Source organism: Streptomyces chiangmaiensis, assembly GCF_036281785.1.
Lineage (GTDB): Bacteria > Actinomycetota > Actinomycetes > Streptomycetales > Streptomycetaceae > Streptomyces > Streptomyces chiangmaiensis.
Genome location: NZ_JAYWVC010000185.1, coordinates 1 through 15,540, shown reverse-complemented (window position 1 = coordinate 15,540; position 15,540 = coordinate 1). Strand labels below are relative to the sequence as shown.

At 70.4% G+C, this 15,540-nt stretch carries 13 protein-coding genes and 1 pseudogene; 9 read left to right on the top strand and 5 right to left on the bottom strand.

All coding sequences use genetic code 11. The annotated features are described in order from the left end of the window. From VXC91_RS34270 to VXC91_RS34255, 4 genes and pseudogenes are all read right to left on the bottom strand, one after another. Positions 1–333, bottom strand: a 333-nt coding sequence (locus VXC91_RS34270; RefSeq protein ID WP_329511257.1) for a universal stress protein, incomplete at its 3' end; no start/stop codon positions are given. A 129-nt stretch (positions 334–462) separates the two neighbouring features. Next, positions 463–1,116, bottom strand: coding sequence for a class F sortase (locus VXC91_RS34265; protein ID WP_329511256.1), 654 nt, complete (start codon positions 1,114–1,116; stop codon positions 463–465). 175 nt (positions 1,117–1,291) lie between these two features. Then, positions 1,292–2,053: a hypothetical protein gene (locus VXC91_RS34260; protein WP_329511260.1), complete on the bottom strand. Its 762-nt coding sequence runs from the start codon at positions 2,051–2,053 to the stop codon at positions 1,292–1,294. A gap of 268 nt (positions 2,054–2,321) precedes the next feature. Then, positions 2,322–3,087, bottom strand: a pseudogene (locus VXC91_RS34255) (bestrophin-like domain). 867 nt (positions 3,088–3,954) lie between these two features. Between VXC91_RS34255 and VXC91_RS34250 the strand changes: the two are divergent. The 3 genes from VXC91_RS34250 (at position 3,955) to VXC91_RS34240 (ending at position 8,210) form a co-directional block, all read left to right on the top strand. Further along, complete coding sequence (locus VXC91_RS34250) at positions 3,955–4,890, top strand: SCO0930 family lipoprotein (RefSeq protein ID WP_329511255.1); 936 nt, start codon at positions 3,955–3,957, stop codon at positions 4,888–4,890. Between the two features lie 363 nt (positions 4,891–5,253). Next, positions 5,254–6,066 (top strand): SAM-dependent methyltransferase, encoded by an 813-nt coding sequence (locus tag VXC91_RS34245; RefSeq protein WP_329511254.1) that lies wholly within the window; start codon positions 5,254–5,256, stop codon positions 6,064–6,066. Continuing rightward, complete coding sequence (locus VXC91_RS34240) at positions 6,063–8,210, top strand: putative bifunctional diguanylate cyclase/phosphodiesterase (protein WP_329511253.1); 2,148 nt, start codon at positions 6,063–6,065, stop codon at positions 8,208–8,210. The genes VXC91_RS34245 and VXC91_RS34240 overlap by 4 nt, the downstream gene beginning before the upstream one ends. Positions 8,211–8,357: 147 nt before the next feature. On the opposite strand, the gene VXC91_RS34235 is transcribed toward VXC91_RS34240, so the two are convergent. Further along, positions 8,358–9,242: a LysR family transcriptional regulator gene (locus VXC91_RS34235; RefSeq protein ID WP_329511252.1), complete on the bottom strand. Its 885-nt coding sequence runs from the start codon at positions 9,240–9,242 to the stop codon at positions 8,358–8,360. 120 nt (positions 9,243–9,362) lie between these two features. On the opposite strand from VXC91_RS34235, the gene VXC91_RS34230 reads away from it, so the two are divergent. From VXC91_RS34230 to VXC91_RS34205, 6 genes are all read left to right on the top strand, one after another. Continuing rightward, complete coding sequence (locus tag VXC91_RS34230) at positions 9,363–10,034, top strand: succinate dehydrogenase (protein ID WP_329511259.1); 672 nt, start codon at positions 9,363–9,365, stop codon at positions 10,032–10,034. A gap of 1 nt (position 10,035) precedes the next feature. Further along, a complete protein-coding gene (locus VXC91_RS34225) occupies positions 10,036–11,994 on the top strand; it encodes a fumarate reductase/succinate dehydrogenase flavoprotein subunit (RefSeq protein ID WP_329511251.1) in 1,959 nt (652 codons plus the stop codon). Continuing rightward, positions 11,991–12,740, top strand: a complete 750-nt coding sequence (locus VXC91_RS34220) for a succinate dehydrogenase/fumarate reductase iron-sulfur subunit (RefSeq protein WP_329511250.1) — start codon at positions 11,991–11,993, stop codon at positions 12,738–12,740. Before VXC91_RS34225 ends, VXC91_RS34220 begins: the two co-directional genes overlap by 4 nt. 188 nt (positions 12,741–12,928) lie before the next feature. Beyond that, positions 12,929–13,954: a hypothetical protein gene (locus tag VXC91_RS34215; protein WP_329511249.1), complete on the top strand. Its 1,026-nt coding sequence runs from the start codon at positions 12,929–12,931 to the stop codon at positions 13,952–13,954. A 180-nt stretch (positions 13,955–14,134) separates the two neighbouring features. After that, a complete protein-coding gene (locus VXC91_RS34210) occupies positions 14,135–14,905 on the top strand; it encodes a GNAT family N-acetyltransferase (RefSeq protein WP_329511248.1) in 771 nt (256 codons plus the stop codon). Between the two features lie 164 nt (positions 14,906–15,069). After that, positions 15,070–15,540: lysophospholipid acyltransferase family protein (locus VXC91_RS34205; RefSeq protein ID WP_329511258.1), on the top strand; the 471-nt coding region annotated here is incomplete at its 3' end.

The following is a 15,540-nucleotide window of genomic DNA, read 5'->3' as shown; positions in this document are numbered from 1 at the left end:
TTGGACCAGCCCGTTGAAGGGGTCGCCGCGAAAGGTGTGGAACTCCCAACGCACCTCGAATATCCCCCTGACCCGCTCGGTGGCCTCGCGGATGTACCTGACCAGGTCCTCCGCGATCTCGTCGGTGGTCTCGGCCACCGGGACCCCGAGCGCCGCCCCCGCCGCCATCACGGGCTGCACATAGACGACAGCGAGCAGCGCACGCTGCCGTCGGGCGAGACCGCCGGCATAGGCCGCCGCCCGGAGCGAGGACTCGGAGCCGTCGACGCCGACGACGATGACCTTGGGTCCGTCCGTGCCCCGCTCGAACTGATGCGAGTGCTGTTCCGTCACGGCGGTGAGGCTATCGGAAACCGCAGGTCCGGGGCCTGCGCGGGCACGAGGGAATTCCGTGCGGGCCTGCGGGGCGTGTGGGGTTGCGCCGATCCGTCCCGGGCTGTCCGCCGCCCGCTCCGGTCGCACTCATCGCACTTCGACCATGCGGGCGAACACCACCACGTTCCCGGCGTAACCGTGCTCCTCGGAGAAACCGCCGCCGCAGGTGATGACGCGCAGTTCCGGGGTCCCCTTGCTCCCGTAGACGCGGTCGCCGGGGAAGTGCGTCTTGTCGAAGACCTCATTGCCATAGATCTCGAACACAGCCGTCTTCCGGTCCAGGCGCCGCACTTCGACGCGGTCTCCCCGCTTCAGGGCGCCGAGTCCGTAGAACACCGCCGGCCCGTCCTTGTTGTCGACGTGCCCGACGATCACAGCTGTTCCCTTCTCACCGGGGGAGACCCCGCCGGTGAACCATCCCGCGAGGTTCGGGCTCTCGGGGGGCGGCGCGCTCACCCAGCCGGACATGTCGAGTCCGACCGGCACGACGGGCGCGTCGACCTGGATCGCCGGGATACGGACGCGGCTGACCACGGAGTACTGCAGGGCGGCGGGAGCGCCGGCGTGGCTCAGGGCACTGGTGGTGCCCGCTGCCGCCGCCGGCTGCGGAGGGCCCGCGTCGTGCTGTCCCGAACCATGGCGGACGAGGGCGAGGCCCGTCAGCAGAACAATCGCCATCATGCCCCAGGGGGCCCGCTTCTTCTGCCGGCCCTCCTCGTCGGCCGGCCCGGACGCAGACATTCGCCATTCCCCTCTCGGCGCGGCCGCCACCGTCTCAGTCACGATCAACAGCACGCTATGCGCGCCGAGATCCAGGAGCGACGGGGAGGGAGCGAACGGGTGTCGGCCGTCCGGGAAGCGACGGCCGGGATGCCTCTGACGGGTCGTGACCTGTGGCGGAACCCGCAGGCATGGGTCAGGCTCGGGGAGTGGTGCGCCGACGTGCCATGTGCCAGGCCGTGCCCACCGAACCGATGATCAAGGCGGCTCCGAGACCGACCTCCTTGAGGTGGAAACCGCGGATGCTGCCGCCGATACCGGCCTGTACGCCGTGCTGCTCGTACCCGCCGCCCCCGCCCTTTCCGCCGTATCCTCCCCCCCCACCGTTTCCATAACCGCCCACGCCGCCTCCGCCGATTCCGTAGCCTCCGCCCCCAACGCCTCCCCCGTTCCCGTAGCCTCCGCCACCGTTCCCGTAGCCTCCGCCGCCGTTTCCGTAGCCTCCGCCCACGTTTCCGTAGCCTCCGCCGCCGTTCCCGTTCCCGTAGCCCCCGCCGCCGCTCTCGGGGGCTCCCCCGTTGCCGCTCTCCTTGGACCCGGCGAGTTCCTTGCGAGCGGCACCGATGGTGAGCTTGCGGTGGCCGTATTGGTGACCGCACCGGAACGTCACGTCGTAGGAGGTGCCGGGTCTTGCGTTCCGGTCGATCACGGCCGTGGCCGAGGTCCCGCCCTTGGGGATGGTGACCGTCTGGAAGACGCCGGACGTGACCGTGGCCTCTTCCTTGCAGCCCTGCACGGGCAGGGAGAGCCGGCCACCGGGAGCGATCGTGTCCGGCTGCAGGTTGTAGCCGAAGGTCGGGTTGCCGACGTCGTCACTGGCGGCGGCCGATGTACATGCGGTGAGGGCCAGGGCGCTGAGGCCCAGCGTTGCGGCCGAAAGTGCGCGTATCGCGCGCATGGAAGCCTCCAGGTCCCCGAGGAGCCTTGCTGCGGACCGATTCCGCTTGCGCCTGAAATGCACCTCGATGATCGAAACAGTAGGAAGGCCGCTACAGGGGCGCGATTTCAGTCGTGCGAATGGGGCAAGCGCGTGCGCCGCCCAGGGGACGGGGAAGCGCGAAGGGGGGCCGGCCCGGCGTGGCGGGGAGGCGACGTGCCGGGAGGCCGCGGGGTGGGCGTCTTGTGCCGCCCGCGTCTGCCGCTCGTTCGCAACGGTGCCTGGTCCGCTACCCGTGCGCGTGTGGGAACAGCGCCAGGAGGGGTTCCGCGGACGCCGCGATGCCCCTGCTGTAGGGCGCGTCGAAGTCCCAGATGAGGAAGAGCAGGAAGGCGATGAGCGCGGAGAACAGCCCGGCGAGGATCAACTCGCGGGTCGTACGCCGGATCTGCAGCGCGAACACCATCCCGATGGTGACCACCGCACCTGCGATCAGGCCGAACCACACCACTGTCGGCATGGTCGAGCCCGTCGAGTCGGCGCGGGCCGCCCGTGCCGTGTCGGCGGCGGCCACCTGGTCGAGGAGCGGCTGGTAGGACTGGGCCTGGAAGTCCGTCGTCGGCCGGTAGTCGGTGACGTCCTGACGGATCCGCTGGAGCAGTTCCGTGCCACGGGGTGTCACCTCGCCGTGATCGGTCATGGCCTTCCACTCGGTGGTCACGACGTGGCCGACATAGGCGTCGATGTCGGTGCGGACCCGGTCGCGGACGTCCGGCGGGTAGACGCGGACCCGCTCCGAGATCTCGTGCAGCGCCTGAGCCTCCGCCTGCACATGGTTTCTGGGCGGCGCTGCGGGCCTCCCAGACGCCGGCGATGGCGAGGCCCAGCACGATGGCGTACACCACGCCGATCCACATCGTCATGTACTCGATCACATCCGGCGTCTCGGACGGATCGTCGTCCTCGGCGGCGGTGCGATGCCGTAGGAAGGTCACCAGGATCACGACGGCGCAGGCGGCCGCCATCGCGAGGGTGAGAACAAGCCATTCCGACAAGGAGTGCCTCCAGGGATCAGCGCGGACGCAGCGCGGCGACGGCGAACACCGCGGGCGCGGCGATCAGCAGGGTGAACATGAGCGGCGAGGGAGCGTCGTGCGGCGGACGGGGTCGGGACACCGGGTGATACCGCGGGTAGTGCACAGGAGTTGCCGTCGGATGCGGGCTCGGCGGGTGCGAGGGGGGCGGGATCACCATGGGCGGAGGAGGGGGCACCCGTACCGGCGCCGGTCGGGGTGGAGGTGCCACCGCGGGCGGTGGTGGAGGCGGCGGCACGGGTCTCGGCGTCGGCCGTGGCTTCGGGGGCGGTGTGGGGGTGAGTGTCGGCGTCGGTGTGGGACTCGGGGTCGGGGTGGGGTTCGGGCTCGGCGTGAAGCACGGGGGAAGGGGCCAGTGGTCGCCGCCCGCGCCCGCCACCGCGTCCGTGCCACCGGGGCCCGTCGAGGCGTAGGCGCACGCGTCGGCCGACGCCGCCCCGGCAGGGGAGCCCACGAGGATCCAGACCAGCGTCACCAGGGCCAACGCCCGTGGGACGAGGGTCGATCGGGGCCGTTCGGGTCGTTGCACGACCGAGATCATCGGCGTGTGCGAGCTCACCTACGCCATGCGCCGCCGAATTGCCCTGAAGGGGGCAGATCCACCATTCGGTGGTTTCGTCAACGGCCGCCCGCAGTGAACCAGGCCGGGCACATGTGCGCGAGGGGGTACAGGTGCGGCCGGTGCGGGTGGCCGGCACGGGTCGCAGGTTCCGGGAAAGAAATGTTGTGGCCCGATTGAACACATCGGGCGGTCCCGTGCGTACCTAGGGCCATACGCGGCGAGGACAGAGGACGCCGCAACACCCAAGCGGACAGCTGGAGTTGATAATGAACACATCCTGGCGGAGCGCCTCCCTCGTGGCGACAGCTGCGGCCGTGCTGGCGCTCACGACGGCGTGCGGTCAGGAGAGCGCCCCCCAGTCGACAGGCAGCCAGAACGTGGGCGCCACCGCTGCCGTAGGCGGTTACAGCCCGACGGATCCAGGAAACGGATACGGCGCCGACTCCACGACCGCGCCGAGTCCCGCGGGCGGACAGTCCGCGGGGCAGCTGGCCGTCGCCGAGAACGCGAAGCTCGGAAAGATTGTCACGGACAGCGCCGGCTTCACCCTCTACCGCTTCGACCAGGACACGGCCGAACCTCCGAAGTCCTCCTGTGACGGCGACTGCGCGAAGACATGGCCGCCCGTGCCCGCCGACGGTGCCTCGGTCGCTTCCGGCATCGACCAGTCCCTGCTCGGCGAGGTCACCCGCTCGGACGGCACCAAGCAGCTGACCATCGCCGGTTGGCCGATGTACCGCTACGTCAAGGACGCCAAGGCCGGTGACACCAACGGCGAGGGCGTGAAGGGCACCTGGTTCGCGACCGCGCCCACCGGCAAGAAGGCCGCCGCCGCCCTGCCCGGCCTGTCCGTCCGCAACGACCTCAAGCTCGGCCGGATCGTCGTGGACAAGAACGGCATGACGGTCTACCGCTTCCTGAAGGACAAGGCGTGGCCGGACCCGGTGTCGAACTGCACGGGCGCCTGCCTCGAGAAGTGGCCGGTCGTCGCCCCCGTGTCGGCGAACGACACCAAGGGAGTCCAGAAGAAGGGGCTCATGGGCTTCACCCGTCCCGACGGCGCCAAGCAGATGACCATCAACTGCTGGCCGATCTACACCTTCTCCGGTGACAAGGCCCCCGGGGACACCAACGGACAGGGCGTGGGCGGCACCTGGTATGCCGTCTCGCCCGACGGAAAGCCGGTCGGCGCGCCCCAGTAGAGATCGCCTCCCCAGGTTCGATCGATCACCCCGCCCAGTCGGCCACGGAACGCGGAAGGGAGTGGACACCCCGAGCACCAGAGACGGCCGAACGGGACTCACCGGCGCGCAGGACCAGGTCCGCCCCCTCTCCACCGCACGGAGGGGGCGGACCGCTTCGGCATGTGCGGGCACGACCGGCGCCTTACTGCTCGCGCCCCGAAGATCCCAACGCCCTCCCCGCTGCGGCGACTTGTGGGGGACGACGCGCTGACCGGGAACGGATGGTCAATTTCCGTTTTTACTCGCTCCGTTGGCGGACGATCAGTAGCCTCAGCTCGAACACCGGATCGGCCACACTTCGTCTATGCCTTGGAGAGCTGCATGGAGCGCCCCGCCTGGGCCCCCCGGAGCATCGACATCTCCCTGCCGAGCGTGTCCCGCATGTACGACTTCTACCTGGGCGGTTCGCACAACTTCGAGGTCGACCGGGTGGCGGCGCGCAAGGCGCTGGAGTTCATGCCGGGCCTCCCCAAGATCATGCAGGCGAACCGGGCGTTCATGCGCCGAGTGGTCCGCTATGCCGTCGAAGAGGGCATCACCCAGTTCCTCGACATCGGCTCGGGCATCCCGACCTTCGGCAACGTCCACGAAGTGGCGCAGCAGGCACACCCCGGCGCCCACGTGGTGTACGTCGACCACGATCCCGTGGCCGTCGCCCACAGCCAGGCCGTTCTCGAGGGCAACGACGACGCTGACGTCGTCGCGGCCGATCTCCGCAAGCCCGACGGCATCCTGGCGAGTCCTCAAGTGGAGCGCCTGATCGACCGGAACCGGCCAGTCGCGCTCCTTCTCGTTGCCATACTGCACTTCGTGGAGGACACGGACGACCCGTACAGTGCGGTGGCCGAGCTGCGCGACGCACTCGCGCCGGGCAGCCTGCTCGTCGTCACACATGCGTCGTACGACGGGGTCCCGCTGCCGCAGGAGCGGACGGAGGGCGTGGTCGACGTGTACAAGAACATCCGCAATCCGCTGATCATGCGCTCGCGCGACGAGATCGCGCGGTTCTTCGAGGGGTGCGACATGGTGGAACCCGGACTGGTGCCGATGCCGAAGTGGCGGCCCGACACGGCATCCGAGGACGAGGATCCCTATTCCTTCTCGGGGTTCGCCGGCGTGGGGCGCTCGGCGTGACCGCGGAGCCGGGGGGACCGGAGGACAGACTGCGCAGGTTCGCGACCATCTGGAGCCGGGCGGTCTTCGCGGTGACCTCGACGTCGCTGACCCGACCCGATTTCGAGGAGCGGTTGCTGCCACTGGCACGGCGGCTGAGTGACGCGCTGCGAGCCAGGACGTTCGATGCCGGCGTGGCGAAGGGGATCGGCGCCGCGCTCATCGAGGCGCACTGTACCGACCCGGAAGCGCTCAGCCGCACGCTGGACTGCGTCGACGCCTACCTGGTGCTCTACTGCGGCGACCCGGGCGCCCCCGCCAAGGCGCAGGAAGCGGTGCGCACGCGCTGTTCGCGGCTGCAGCACGCGATGGCCGCAGGGTTCGCCGAGGCGCTGAGGGAACGCACGCTGGCAGAGCAGGAGACCATCTCGCAGGCCGCCCTCACCGCCCAGGGCGCCGTGGCGCATGCGCTGCACATCAGTGAGGCACGCTTCCGTGCGGTGTTCGAGGGCGCGGCGATAGGGATCTGCATCGCGGACCTCGACGGCAACGTCCTTCAGGTCAACGGCGCGTTGCTGCGCATGTTCGGCGGGTCCGAGAACCTGGTGCGCGGACGCAACCTCGTCGAGTGGACCCATCCCGACGACGCCCCGCAGGTCTGGCGGCTGTACGACGAACTCGTCCGCGGCCGGCGCGACCACTACCACGTCGAAAAGGCCTTCTACCGGCCCGACGGAACGGTGCTGTGGACCAACCTGACGGTGTCCCTGCTGCGGGACGCGGACGGGCGACCGCAGTACCAGCTCGCGCTCATGGAGGACACCACCGAGCGGCGTCTGCTGAATCTGCGGCTGCGGTACGAGGCCACGCACGACGCCCTCACCGGACTGCCCAACCGCACCCTGTTCTTCGAGCGGCTGGAGAAGGCGCTCGCGGCGGGCGAGGGACAGCGGTTCGGCCTGTGCTACCTCGACCTCGACGGCTTCAAGACCATCAATGACAGCCTGGGGCACGCGGCCGGCGACCGGCTGCTCGTCGAGGTCGCCGACCGGTTGCAGGCGTGCGCGACCGCCCCCGGCGAGATGGTCGCGCGTCTGGGCGGCGACGAGTTCGTGGCGCTGACCACCGGACCCGACACCGTGCGCGAGGTCGACGAGCTCGCGGGGCGCATCATGAACGCGCTGGTCACCCCGATCAGCGTGGACGGGCGGGAACTGACCGTGCGCGGCAGCATCGGCATCGTCGAGGGACCGGTGGGCGAGCGCGGCCCGGCAGAGGTACTGCGCAGCGCCGACATCACCATGTACCGGGCCAAGTCCGCCGGCGGCAATCGTTTCGAACTGGCCGACCCCGAGGCCGACGCCCGCGCGATCACCCGGCACGGGCTGACCACCGCGTTGCCGACGGCCCTGGACCGTGGTGAGTTCTTCATCGAGTACCAGCCGCTGGTCCATCTCGGCGACGGCACCGTGCACGGTGCGGAGGCCCTGGTGCGCTGGCTGCATCCGCAGCACGGCGTGCTCGGCCCCGACCGTTTCATCCCGCTCGCCGAGCGTACCGGGCTGATCGTGCCGCTAGGCCGCTGGGTTCTCGAAGAGGCGGTACGGCAGGCCTGCTCCTGGCAGGAGAGGCACGACCGGACGGGTCCGCTGCGCATCAACGTCAACCTGTCCCCGTGTCAGCTGACCCATCCCGGGCTGGTCTCCGACACGGTGGCCATCCTGGAGCAGGCGGGACTCGAACCGGACGCGCTCTGCCTCGAGGTGACGGAGTCGGCGCTGATCGGCGCGGACGACGGTCTCCTCAAACCGCTGCGGCGCCTGGCCGAGATGGGGGTGGACATCGCCCTCGACGACTTCGGCACGGGCTACTCCAACCTCGCCAACCTGCGGCGGCTGCCGGTGCGGGTGCTGAAGCTGGACCGTTCCTTCACCCAGAGCATGCAGCAGTACCCGGCGGACCCCGTCGACCTCAAGATCGTAGAGGGGATCGTCTCCCTCGCCCACAGCCTGGACCTCGCGGTCACGGTCGAGGGGGTGGAGACCGGCGCCCAGGCCGAACAACTGCGGATCCTGGGCTGCGACACGGCGCAGGGGTGGTACTACGCCCGCCCCGGTCCACCGGAGCGACTGCACGAGCTCGCGCTGCTGGACGCGACGGGCTGATCCCGGGGCCCCCGGCGACGCGCGGCACGCCCCGCCGGCCCGGGCGGAACGGGCAGGGTCGGTGGATGCCGCCGCCCTCTCTGCTCAGTCCCGATCTGATCGAACGGCTCGTCATCGAGCCCTGAGTCCGGACGCCGCCCGCCCGGCTCACCGCTCCAGCAGCATCCGCTGCAGCTCTCGCGCCGCCCGTGGCGGCGCCACGTCGCTGCGGTGGGCCAGGGCGATCGTCCGGTACAGGCCGGGGCGGGCCAGTGCAGTCACGCGCAGCCCGCGGCCGGTGCGGGTGGCGACCATGCGTGGCACGACGGCCACACCCAGTCCGGACCGGACGAAGCCGAGGACCGCGTCCATTTCGCCGCCTTCCACCGCGAATTCCGGCTCGAACCCTTCGGCGCGGCATGCAGCCACGGTAAGTTCCCGCAGGTCGTAGCCGTGCCGGAACATCACCAGACGCTCGCTCTCCAGGTCGGCGATGCGGACCGTGCGGCCTCCGCCGCCGGGTCGCGGTGCGTCGGGGGAGGACACCACCACCAGGTCCTCCCGCAGCAGCTCCACCGTGGTCAGCGCGGGGGAGGGGGTGGGCAGGGGCAGCACGACCAGCGCGAGGTCGAGGGCGCCGCGCGCCAGTTCCCGGACCAGGTCGTGGGAGCCGCCCTCCTCGATCAGCAGCTGGATGCCGGGGTAGCGGTCGTGGAAGGCGCGCAGCACGTCCGGGAGCAGGCCCGTGCACACGCTCGGTGTCGCGCCGAGGCGCACCCGGCCCCGTCGCAGCTGCACCAGTTCCTGCACTTCGTGCCGGGCCGTGTCCGTGTCGGCGAGGATCCGGCGGGCCAGCGGCAGCAGCGCCTCGCCTGCGTCCGTGAGCGTGATGTTGCCGCGTGCCCGCAGGAACAGGTCGGCGCCCAGCTCCCGCTCCAGCGCCTTGATCTGCTGCGACAGCGACGGCTGGGCGACATGGACGAGATCGGCGGCCCGGGTGAAGTGCCGGGTCTCGGCGACCGCCACGAAGTACTGGAGCTGCTGGAACTGCATACGGCCATCATAGGGCCCACCTATCGAATCAAGCCGGGCCATGTCTTGGACCGATGGGGACCTTCGGCCCTAGCGTTCCTGAACATGGCTCTGGCAACGCGGACGGACCGACGGCCGTCCATGGCGCGCACCGTGTGGGACTCGTCCGTCGGTAAGAAGTCAGTGATGGCGGTCAGCGGGCTGATCATGCTGCTGTACCTGGTCGTCCACATGATCGGGAACCTGAAGATCTACTTCGGGGCGGGGGAATTCAACCACTACGCCCACTGGCTGCGCACCATCGGCGAACCGTTCGTGCGCTACGAGTGGACGCTGTGGATCATCCGCGTGGTGCTGGTCGTCGCCGTCGTGGCCCATGCCGTCTCCGCGTACCAGCTCAGCCGCCGCGACATCAAGGCGCGCCCGCAGCAGTACGTGCACAAGAAGCCGCAGGCCAGCTACGCGACCCGCACCATGCGGTGGGGCGGGATCATTCTCGGCCTGTTCATCGTCTGGCACATCCTCGACCTGACCACCGGCACCGTGCACTCCGGCGGCTTCCAGGAGGGCCACCCGTACCAGAACGTCGTGGACACCTTCTCCACCTGGTACGGCAACGTCATCTACATCGTCGCGATGCTTGCCCTCGGCCTGCACATCCAGCACGGCTTCTGGAGCGCCGCCCAGACCCTCGGCGCCGGCAGCCGCACCCGCGACCGTGCCCTGAAGACCACCGCCAATGCCCTAGCGCTGCTGCTCACGGTCGGCTTCATCGCCGTTCCCGTGGGCGTCATGACCGGAGTGGTGAGCTGACATGACTGCTTCCGCCGAATACACCGACTACGCGACCGGTGAGCCGGTCGCCGACACCAAGGCGCCCGAGGGCCCGATCAACGAGCGCTGGGACACGCGCCGTTTCGAGGCCAAGCTGGTCAACCCGGCGAACCGGCGCAAGCACAGGATCATCGTCGTCGGAACCGGCCTCGCCGGCGGCGCCGCGGGCGCCACCCTGGCCGAACAGGGCTACCAGGTCGTCCAGTTCTGCTATCAGGACTCCCCGCGCCGCGCCCACTCGATCGCCGCGCAGGGCGGCATCAACGCCGCGAAGAACTACCGCAACGACGGCGACTCCATCCACCGTCTCTTCTACGACACGGTCAAGGGCGGCGACTTCCGGGCACGCGAGTCCAACGTGCACCGGCTGGCACAGGTCTCCGTCGAGATCATCGACCAGTGCGTGGCGCAGGGTGTCCCGTTCGCCCGTGAGTACGGCGGTCTGCTCGACACCCGCTCCTTCGGCGGCGTCCAGGTCTCCCGCACCTTCTACGCCCGTGGCCAGACGGGTCAGCAGCTCCTGCTCGGCGCCTACCAGGCGCTGTCGCGGCAGATCGCGGCCGGCAACGTCGAGATGCATCCGCGCACCGAGATGCTGGACCTGATCGTCGTCGACGGCCGGGCCCGCGGCATCGTGGCCCGCGACCTGATCACCGGCAGGATCGACACGCACTTCGCGGACGCCGTCGTCCTCGCCTCCGGCGGCTACGGCAACGTCTTCTACCTGTCGACGAACGCCATGAACTCCAACGCGACCGCCATCTGGCGAGCGCACCGGCGCGGCGCCTACTTCGCCAACCCGTGTTTCACACAGATCCACCCCACCTGCATCCCGCGCACCGGCGACCACCAGTCCAAGCTCACCCTGATGAGCGAGTCGCTGCGCAACGACGGCCGGATCTGGGTGCCGAAGGCCACAGGCGACACCCGGCCGCCGAACCAGATCCCCGAGGAGGAGCGCGACTACTACCTGGAGCGCATCTACCCCTCCTTCGGCAACCTCGTGCCGCGCGACATAGCCTCCCGTGCCGCCAAGAACGTCTGCGACGAGGGCCGCGGCGTCGGCCCCGGTGGTCAGGGTGTCTACCTCGACTTCGCAGATGCGATCAAGCGCATGGGCCGCAAGAAGGTCGAGGAGAAGTACGGCAACCTCTTCGACATGTACGAGCGGATCACCGCGGAGAACCCGTACGAGGTGCCGATGCGGATCTACCCCGCCGTGCACTACACGATGGGCGGCCTGTGGGTCGACTACGACCTGCAGACCACGGTCCCGGGCCTGTTCGCGATCGGCGAGGCCAACTTCTCCGACCACGGAGCCAACCGCCTCGGCGCCTCGGCGCTGATGCAGGGTCTCGCGGACGGCTACTTCGTCCTCCCGTCCACGATCAACGACTACCTGGCCCGCAACCCGCACCAGGACGAGGTGACGGCCGAACACCCGGTCGTGCAGGAGGTGCTGGCCGAGACGGAGGACCGGCTGAACCTGCTGCTCTCCGTCGACGGCGATCGCACCCCCGACTCCTTCCACCGCGAGGTCGGCGAGCTCATGTGGGAGTTCTGCGGCATGGCGCGGACCGACGCGGGCCTGCGCAAGGCGCTGGAGCGCATCCCCCAGATCCGCGAGGAGTTCTGGCGGCGCATCAAGGTTCCCGGTACCGGCGAGGAGTTCAACCAGTCGCTGGAGAAGGCCAACCGCATCGTCGACTACCTGGAGCTAGCCGAGCTGATGTGCCTCGACGCGCTGCATCGCAGCGAGTCCTGCGGCGGCCACTTCCGCGAGGAGTCCCAGACCCCCGAGGGCGAGGCCGCCCGCAAGGACGACGAGTTCGCCTACGCGGCCGCCTGGGAGTTCACCGGCACCGGCGACGCGCCGGTGCTGCACAAGGAAGACCTGGTCTTCGAGTACGTCCACCCCACCCAGCGGAGCTACGCATGAAGCTCACCTTGCGCGTCTGGCGGCAGCAGAACGCCGACGCAGAAGGCGCCATGTCCACATACGAGGTGGACGGAATCTCGGCCGACATGTCCTTCCTGGAGATGCTCGACACCCTCAACGAGGAGCTCATCCTCAAGGGCGAGGACCCCGTCGCCTTCGACCACGACTGCCGTGAGGGCATCTGCGGCGCCTGCTCGCTCGTCATCAACGGAGACGCGCACGGACCCGAGCGCACCACCACCTGCCAGCTGCACATGCGGTCCTTCAAGGACGGCGACACGATCGACATCGAGCCCTGGCGGGCCTCGGCCTTCCCGGTGATCAGGGACCTGGTCGTGGACCGCTCGGCCTTCGACCGGATCATCCAGGCCGGCGGCTACATCACGGCCCCGACCGGCTCGGCGCCCGAGGCCCACGCCACACCGGTCCCGAAGGCGGACGCCGACTTGGCCTTCGAACACGCCGAGTGCATCGGCTGCGGCGCCTGCGTGGCGGCCTGCCCGAACGGCGCGGCGATGCTGTTCACCTCGGCGAAGATCAACCACCTGAACGTGCTGCCGCAGGGCGCTCCCGAACGAGAGACCCGGGTGCTGGACATGGTGGCGCAGATGGACGAGGAGGGCTTCGGCGGCTGCACGCTCACCGGCGAGTGCGCCACGGCCTGCCCGAAGGGCATCCCGCTCGCCTCCATCACCAGCATGAACAGGGAGTGGCTGCGCGCAAGCCGCAAGGCAGGTCGCCGCTAGTGCGGCGACTGGAAAGGTTCACCGGCAAACCTTTCCGGCCACAGCACTAGCGCAAGGACAGGCCGGTGCCGCTCGGGACGGGGCGGCGCCGGCCCTGGGCGTTCGCCGTCTGGGTGCGGACGGGCGGGACCGGGAGTGGTGCTCAACCCCGGTCCCGTCAGGCACCCTCGCCTCGGTAGTGTTCGCGCATGATTTTCGGGCGTCGTGGGAAAGGGCGGCTCCTCGAAGCCGTCGCCGGGTTCGAGACCGCCGTGCGCGAGCGGGACGGTGAACGGTCGGAGCGCGGGATACGGCAGATACACCGGCACTTCGCCGACGCGACGGACCACGAGGTGGCCCAGGCCGGGCCGCGGCTGGCGGCCCTGCTGCCGGACGTGCCGGAGGAGCCCCGCGGACTGATCGCGGTGGTGGTCGGTGCCTGCGTGGAGCGCGGCGCGGAAGCGGCGCAGTGCGCTCCGTACGTCTTCGACGGGCTCGCCGGGGCCCTCGCCGCCGCCGGTGAGTTCTGCGCCCGCTGGGAGGCGACCGGGGGCGGGGACCTCCCCGAGCCGCAACCCGGCGATCCGGATTCGGCGGTCGCCGAGCGGGTCGGACGGGAGCCGGCCGCGGGCTGGTGGACACTGCCCCAGTGGGAGATGGCGTCCGTCGCGATGCTGAACGACCCGTCGGTGCGCACCGGCCTGGACGACGGCCGCCGCACGGGACTGCTGGCGGCACTGCGGACGGTGCGGGAGGGGTCCGGGCACGACTTCAAGTGCCTGGAGTACGCGCTGCAGGTGCTGGACGACGAGTCGCTCGTGGTGCTGCACCGCCCGACCGGCACCGGCTACGCACTGCGGATGAGCGGCATCGGCGACAATTTCCAGCTGCACACCCTGCTCGCCGACGTCCTGGTCGGCGGCGGTCATGTGCCCGGACGTGCTCCGTCCGCGCGGGAGGCCGCGGTGTGCCGGGACGCACCGGGCCAGGTGCCGACCACCGGTTCGTTCAACCTGGTGACCCCCGGCGGGGAGTGGGTGTGGAACGAAGGGACACCCACCGATATTCCCGTCGTCGAGGGTGCCCGGCTGCTGGTCCTCGACCCGCCGCCGTACGAGCGCGGCTGGCCGGCCGGACGGTTCTTCCCCGGCATGTCGGGAGACGTGGTGCTGGAGCGCGTACTCGACGAGGAGGAGGCCCGGGGATGGTTGGCACACTGCGTGGAGGCCAGGTGAACGGGACGTCCGGGTCCGTCCGCCGTCGGTGGGTGAGCGAGCCGTTCAACTAGCCCACACCCGTTCTCCCCGCGCCGGTTACGCGTAGGTCAGCCGACATCGGAAGAACAGGGGCGGCAGATCGCATCTCACCGGTCTGCTCGCCGCTTCGCCGAACCGGCCCGTGACCAGGAGAGAGCCATGACCGGCGTTTCCACCCTCGCCAGCCCCCCACCGCCTGTGGCACCGACGCGCTACACCGTCACCCTCGCTCGTGACGAGGCGGACGTGCGGGCCGCCCAGCGGCTGCGCCACGACGTCTTCGCCGGGGAGATGGGCGCCCTCCTGTCCTCCCCGCAGCCGGGTCTCGACGTCGACCCCTTCGACGCGTACTGCGACCACCTGCTGGTCCGCGACACGATGACCGACGAGGTCGTGGGCACCTACCGGCTGCTGCCGCCCGATCGGGCGGCGGTCGCCGGGCGCCTGTACTCGGAGGGCGAATTCGACCTCGACCCGCTGGCCGGGATCCGCTCCGGGCTCGTCGAGGTCGGGCGTTCCTGCGTCCACCCGGACCACCGCGACGGTACGGTCATCGGCCTGATCTGGGCCGGGATAGCGCGCTACATGGTCGACGGCGGGCACGAGTGGCTGGCCGGCTGCTGTTCCCTGCCGCTCGCCGACGGCGGTGCGCTCGCCGCAGGCACCTGGGAGCGGGTGCGCACCAAGTACATGGCGCCCGAGGAGTACCGCGTACGACCGCTGCTGCCCTGGCGCCCCGAGGTCCAGGCTCCGGCCGGGCACACCGAGCTGCCTCCGTTGCTGCGCGGCTACCTCCGCCTGGGCGCCTGGGTCTGCGGAGAGCCCGCGCACGACCCGGACTTCGGCGTCGCCGACCTGTACGTCCTGCTGTCGATGCGCCGGGTCAACCCGCGCTACCTGCGGCACTTCCTCTCGCTCGTCCCGGCGTGATGAACACGACCCGGACCGGGGTGACGAACGTGTCCCGTACCGTCGTGACATGGCGCCCGCGCCGTGCCACGCTGCTCGCGAGCCCGGGCGCAACCGCGCTCCAGGCCACCGCCACGGTGACCGAACCGCGGCGCGGTGACGCCGCACCCGGGGCGAGCGCCCCGGTGAGCGCCTGGCTGCCGAGCGCACCCTGCACGCCGCGGTCCTGCGTGGACGCGACCGCCTCGGCGGCATCCGCACCGCTCGCCGTACTGCGGCTGGCAGCCGTGCTGGGCGTGCTGGTCCCCGGAACCCTCGCGTTCCCGCTGGTGCGGCGCCTGCCCATCGCGGTCCGGCAGCGGATCATCAGGGCCTGGTGCCGGACCCTCGTGCGCGCGGCCGGCGTGCGGGTACGGCTCACCGGTGCCGCCCCGCAGCAAGGCGGTCTGCTGATGGTCGCCAACCACATCTCCTGGCTCGACATCCCGCTGCTCGCCGCCGTCCGTCCCGGCCGGATGCTCGCGAAGACCGAGATCCGGCAGTGGCCGGTGGCGGGTGCGCTGACCGCGAGCAGCGGTGCGCTCTTCATCGACCGTGACCGGCTGCGGGCCCTGCCCGAGACGGTCGCCCGGATCGCGAACGCCTTGCGCGCCGGG

What these genes read in the sequence shown, in the direction of transcription:
- VXC91_RS34265 (WP_329511256.1), bottom strand. Translation starts at nt 1,116, where the DNA reads ATGTCTGCGTCCGGGCCGGCCGACGAGGAGGGCCGGCAGAAGAAGCGG.
- VXC91_RS34260 (WP_329511260.1), bottom strand. Translation starts at nt 2,053, where the DNA reads ATGCGCGCGATACGCGCACTTTCGGCCGCAACGCTGGGCCTCAGCGCC.
- VXC91_RS34250 (WP_329511255.1), top strand. Translation starts at nt 3,955, where the DNA reads ATGAACACATCCTGGCGGAGCGCCTCCCTCGTGGCGACAGCTGCGGCC.
- VXC91_RS34245 (WP_329511254.1), top strand. Translation starts at nt 5,254, where the DNA reads ATGGAGCGCCCCGCCTGGGCCCCCCGGAGCATCGACATCTCCCTGCCG.
- VXC91_RS34235 (WP_329511252.1), bottom strand. Translation starts at nt 9,242, where the DNA reads ATGCAGTTCCAGCAGCTCCAGTACTTCGTGGCGGTCGCCGAGACCCGG.
- VXC91_RS34230 (WP_329511259.1), top strand. Translation starts at nt 9,363, where the DNA reads ATGGCGCGCACCGTGTGGGACTCGTCCGTCGGTAAGAAGTCAGTGATG.
- VXC91_RS34225 (WP_329511251.1), top strand. Translation starts at nt 10,036, where the DNA reads ATGACTGCTTCCGCCGAATACACCGACTACGCGACCGGTGAGCCGGTC.
- VXC91_RS34220 (WP_329511250.1), top strand. Translation starts at nt 11,991, where the DNA reads ATGAAGCTCACCTTGCGCGTCTGGCGGCAGCAGAACGCCGACGCAGAA.
- VXC91_RS34215 (WP_329511249.1), top strand. Translation starts at nt 12,929, where the DNA reads ATGATTTTCGGGCGTCGTGGGAAAGGGCGGCTCCTCGAAGCCGTCGCC.
- VXC91_RS34210 (WP_329511248.1), top strand. Translation starts at nt 14,135, where the DNA reads ATGACCGGCGTTTCCACCCTCGCCAGCCCCCCACCGCCTGTGGCACCG.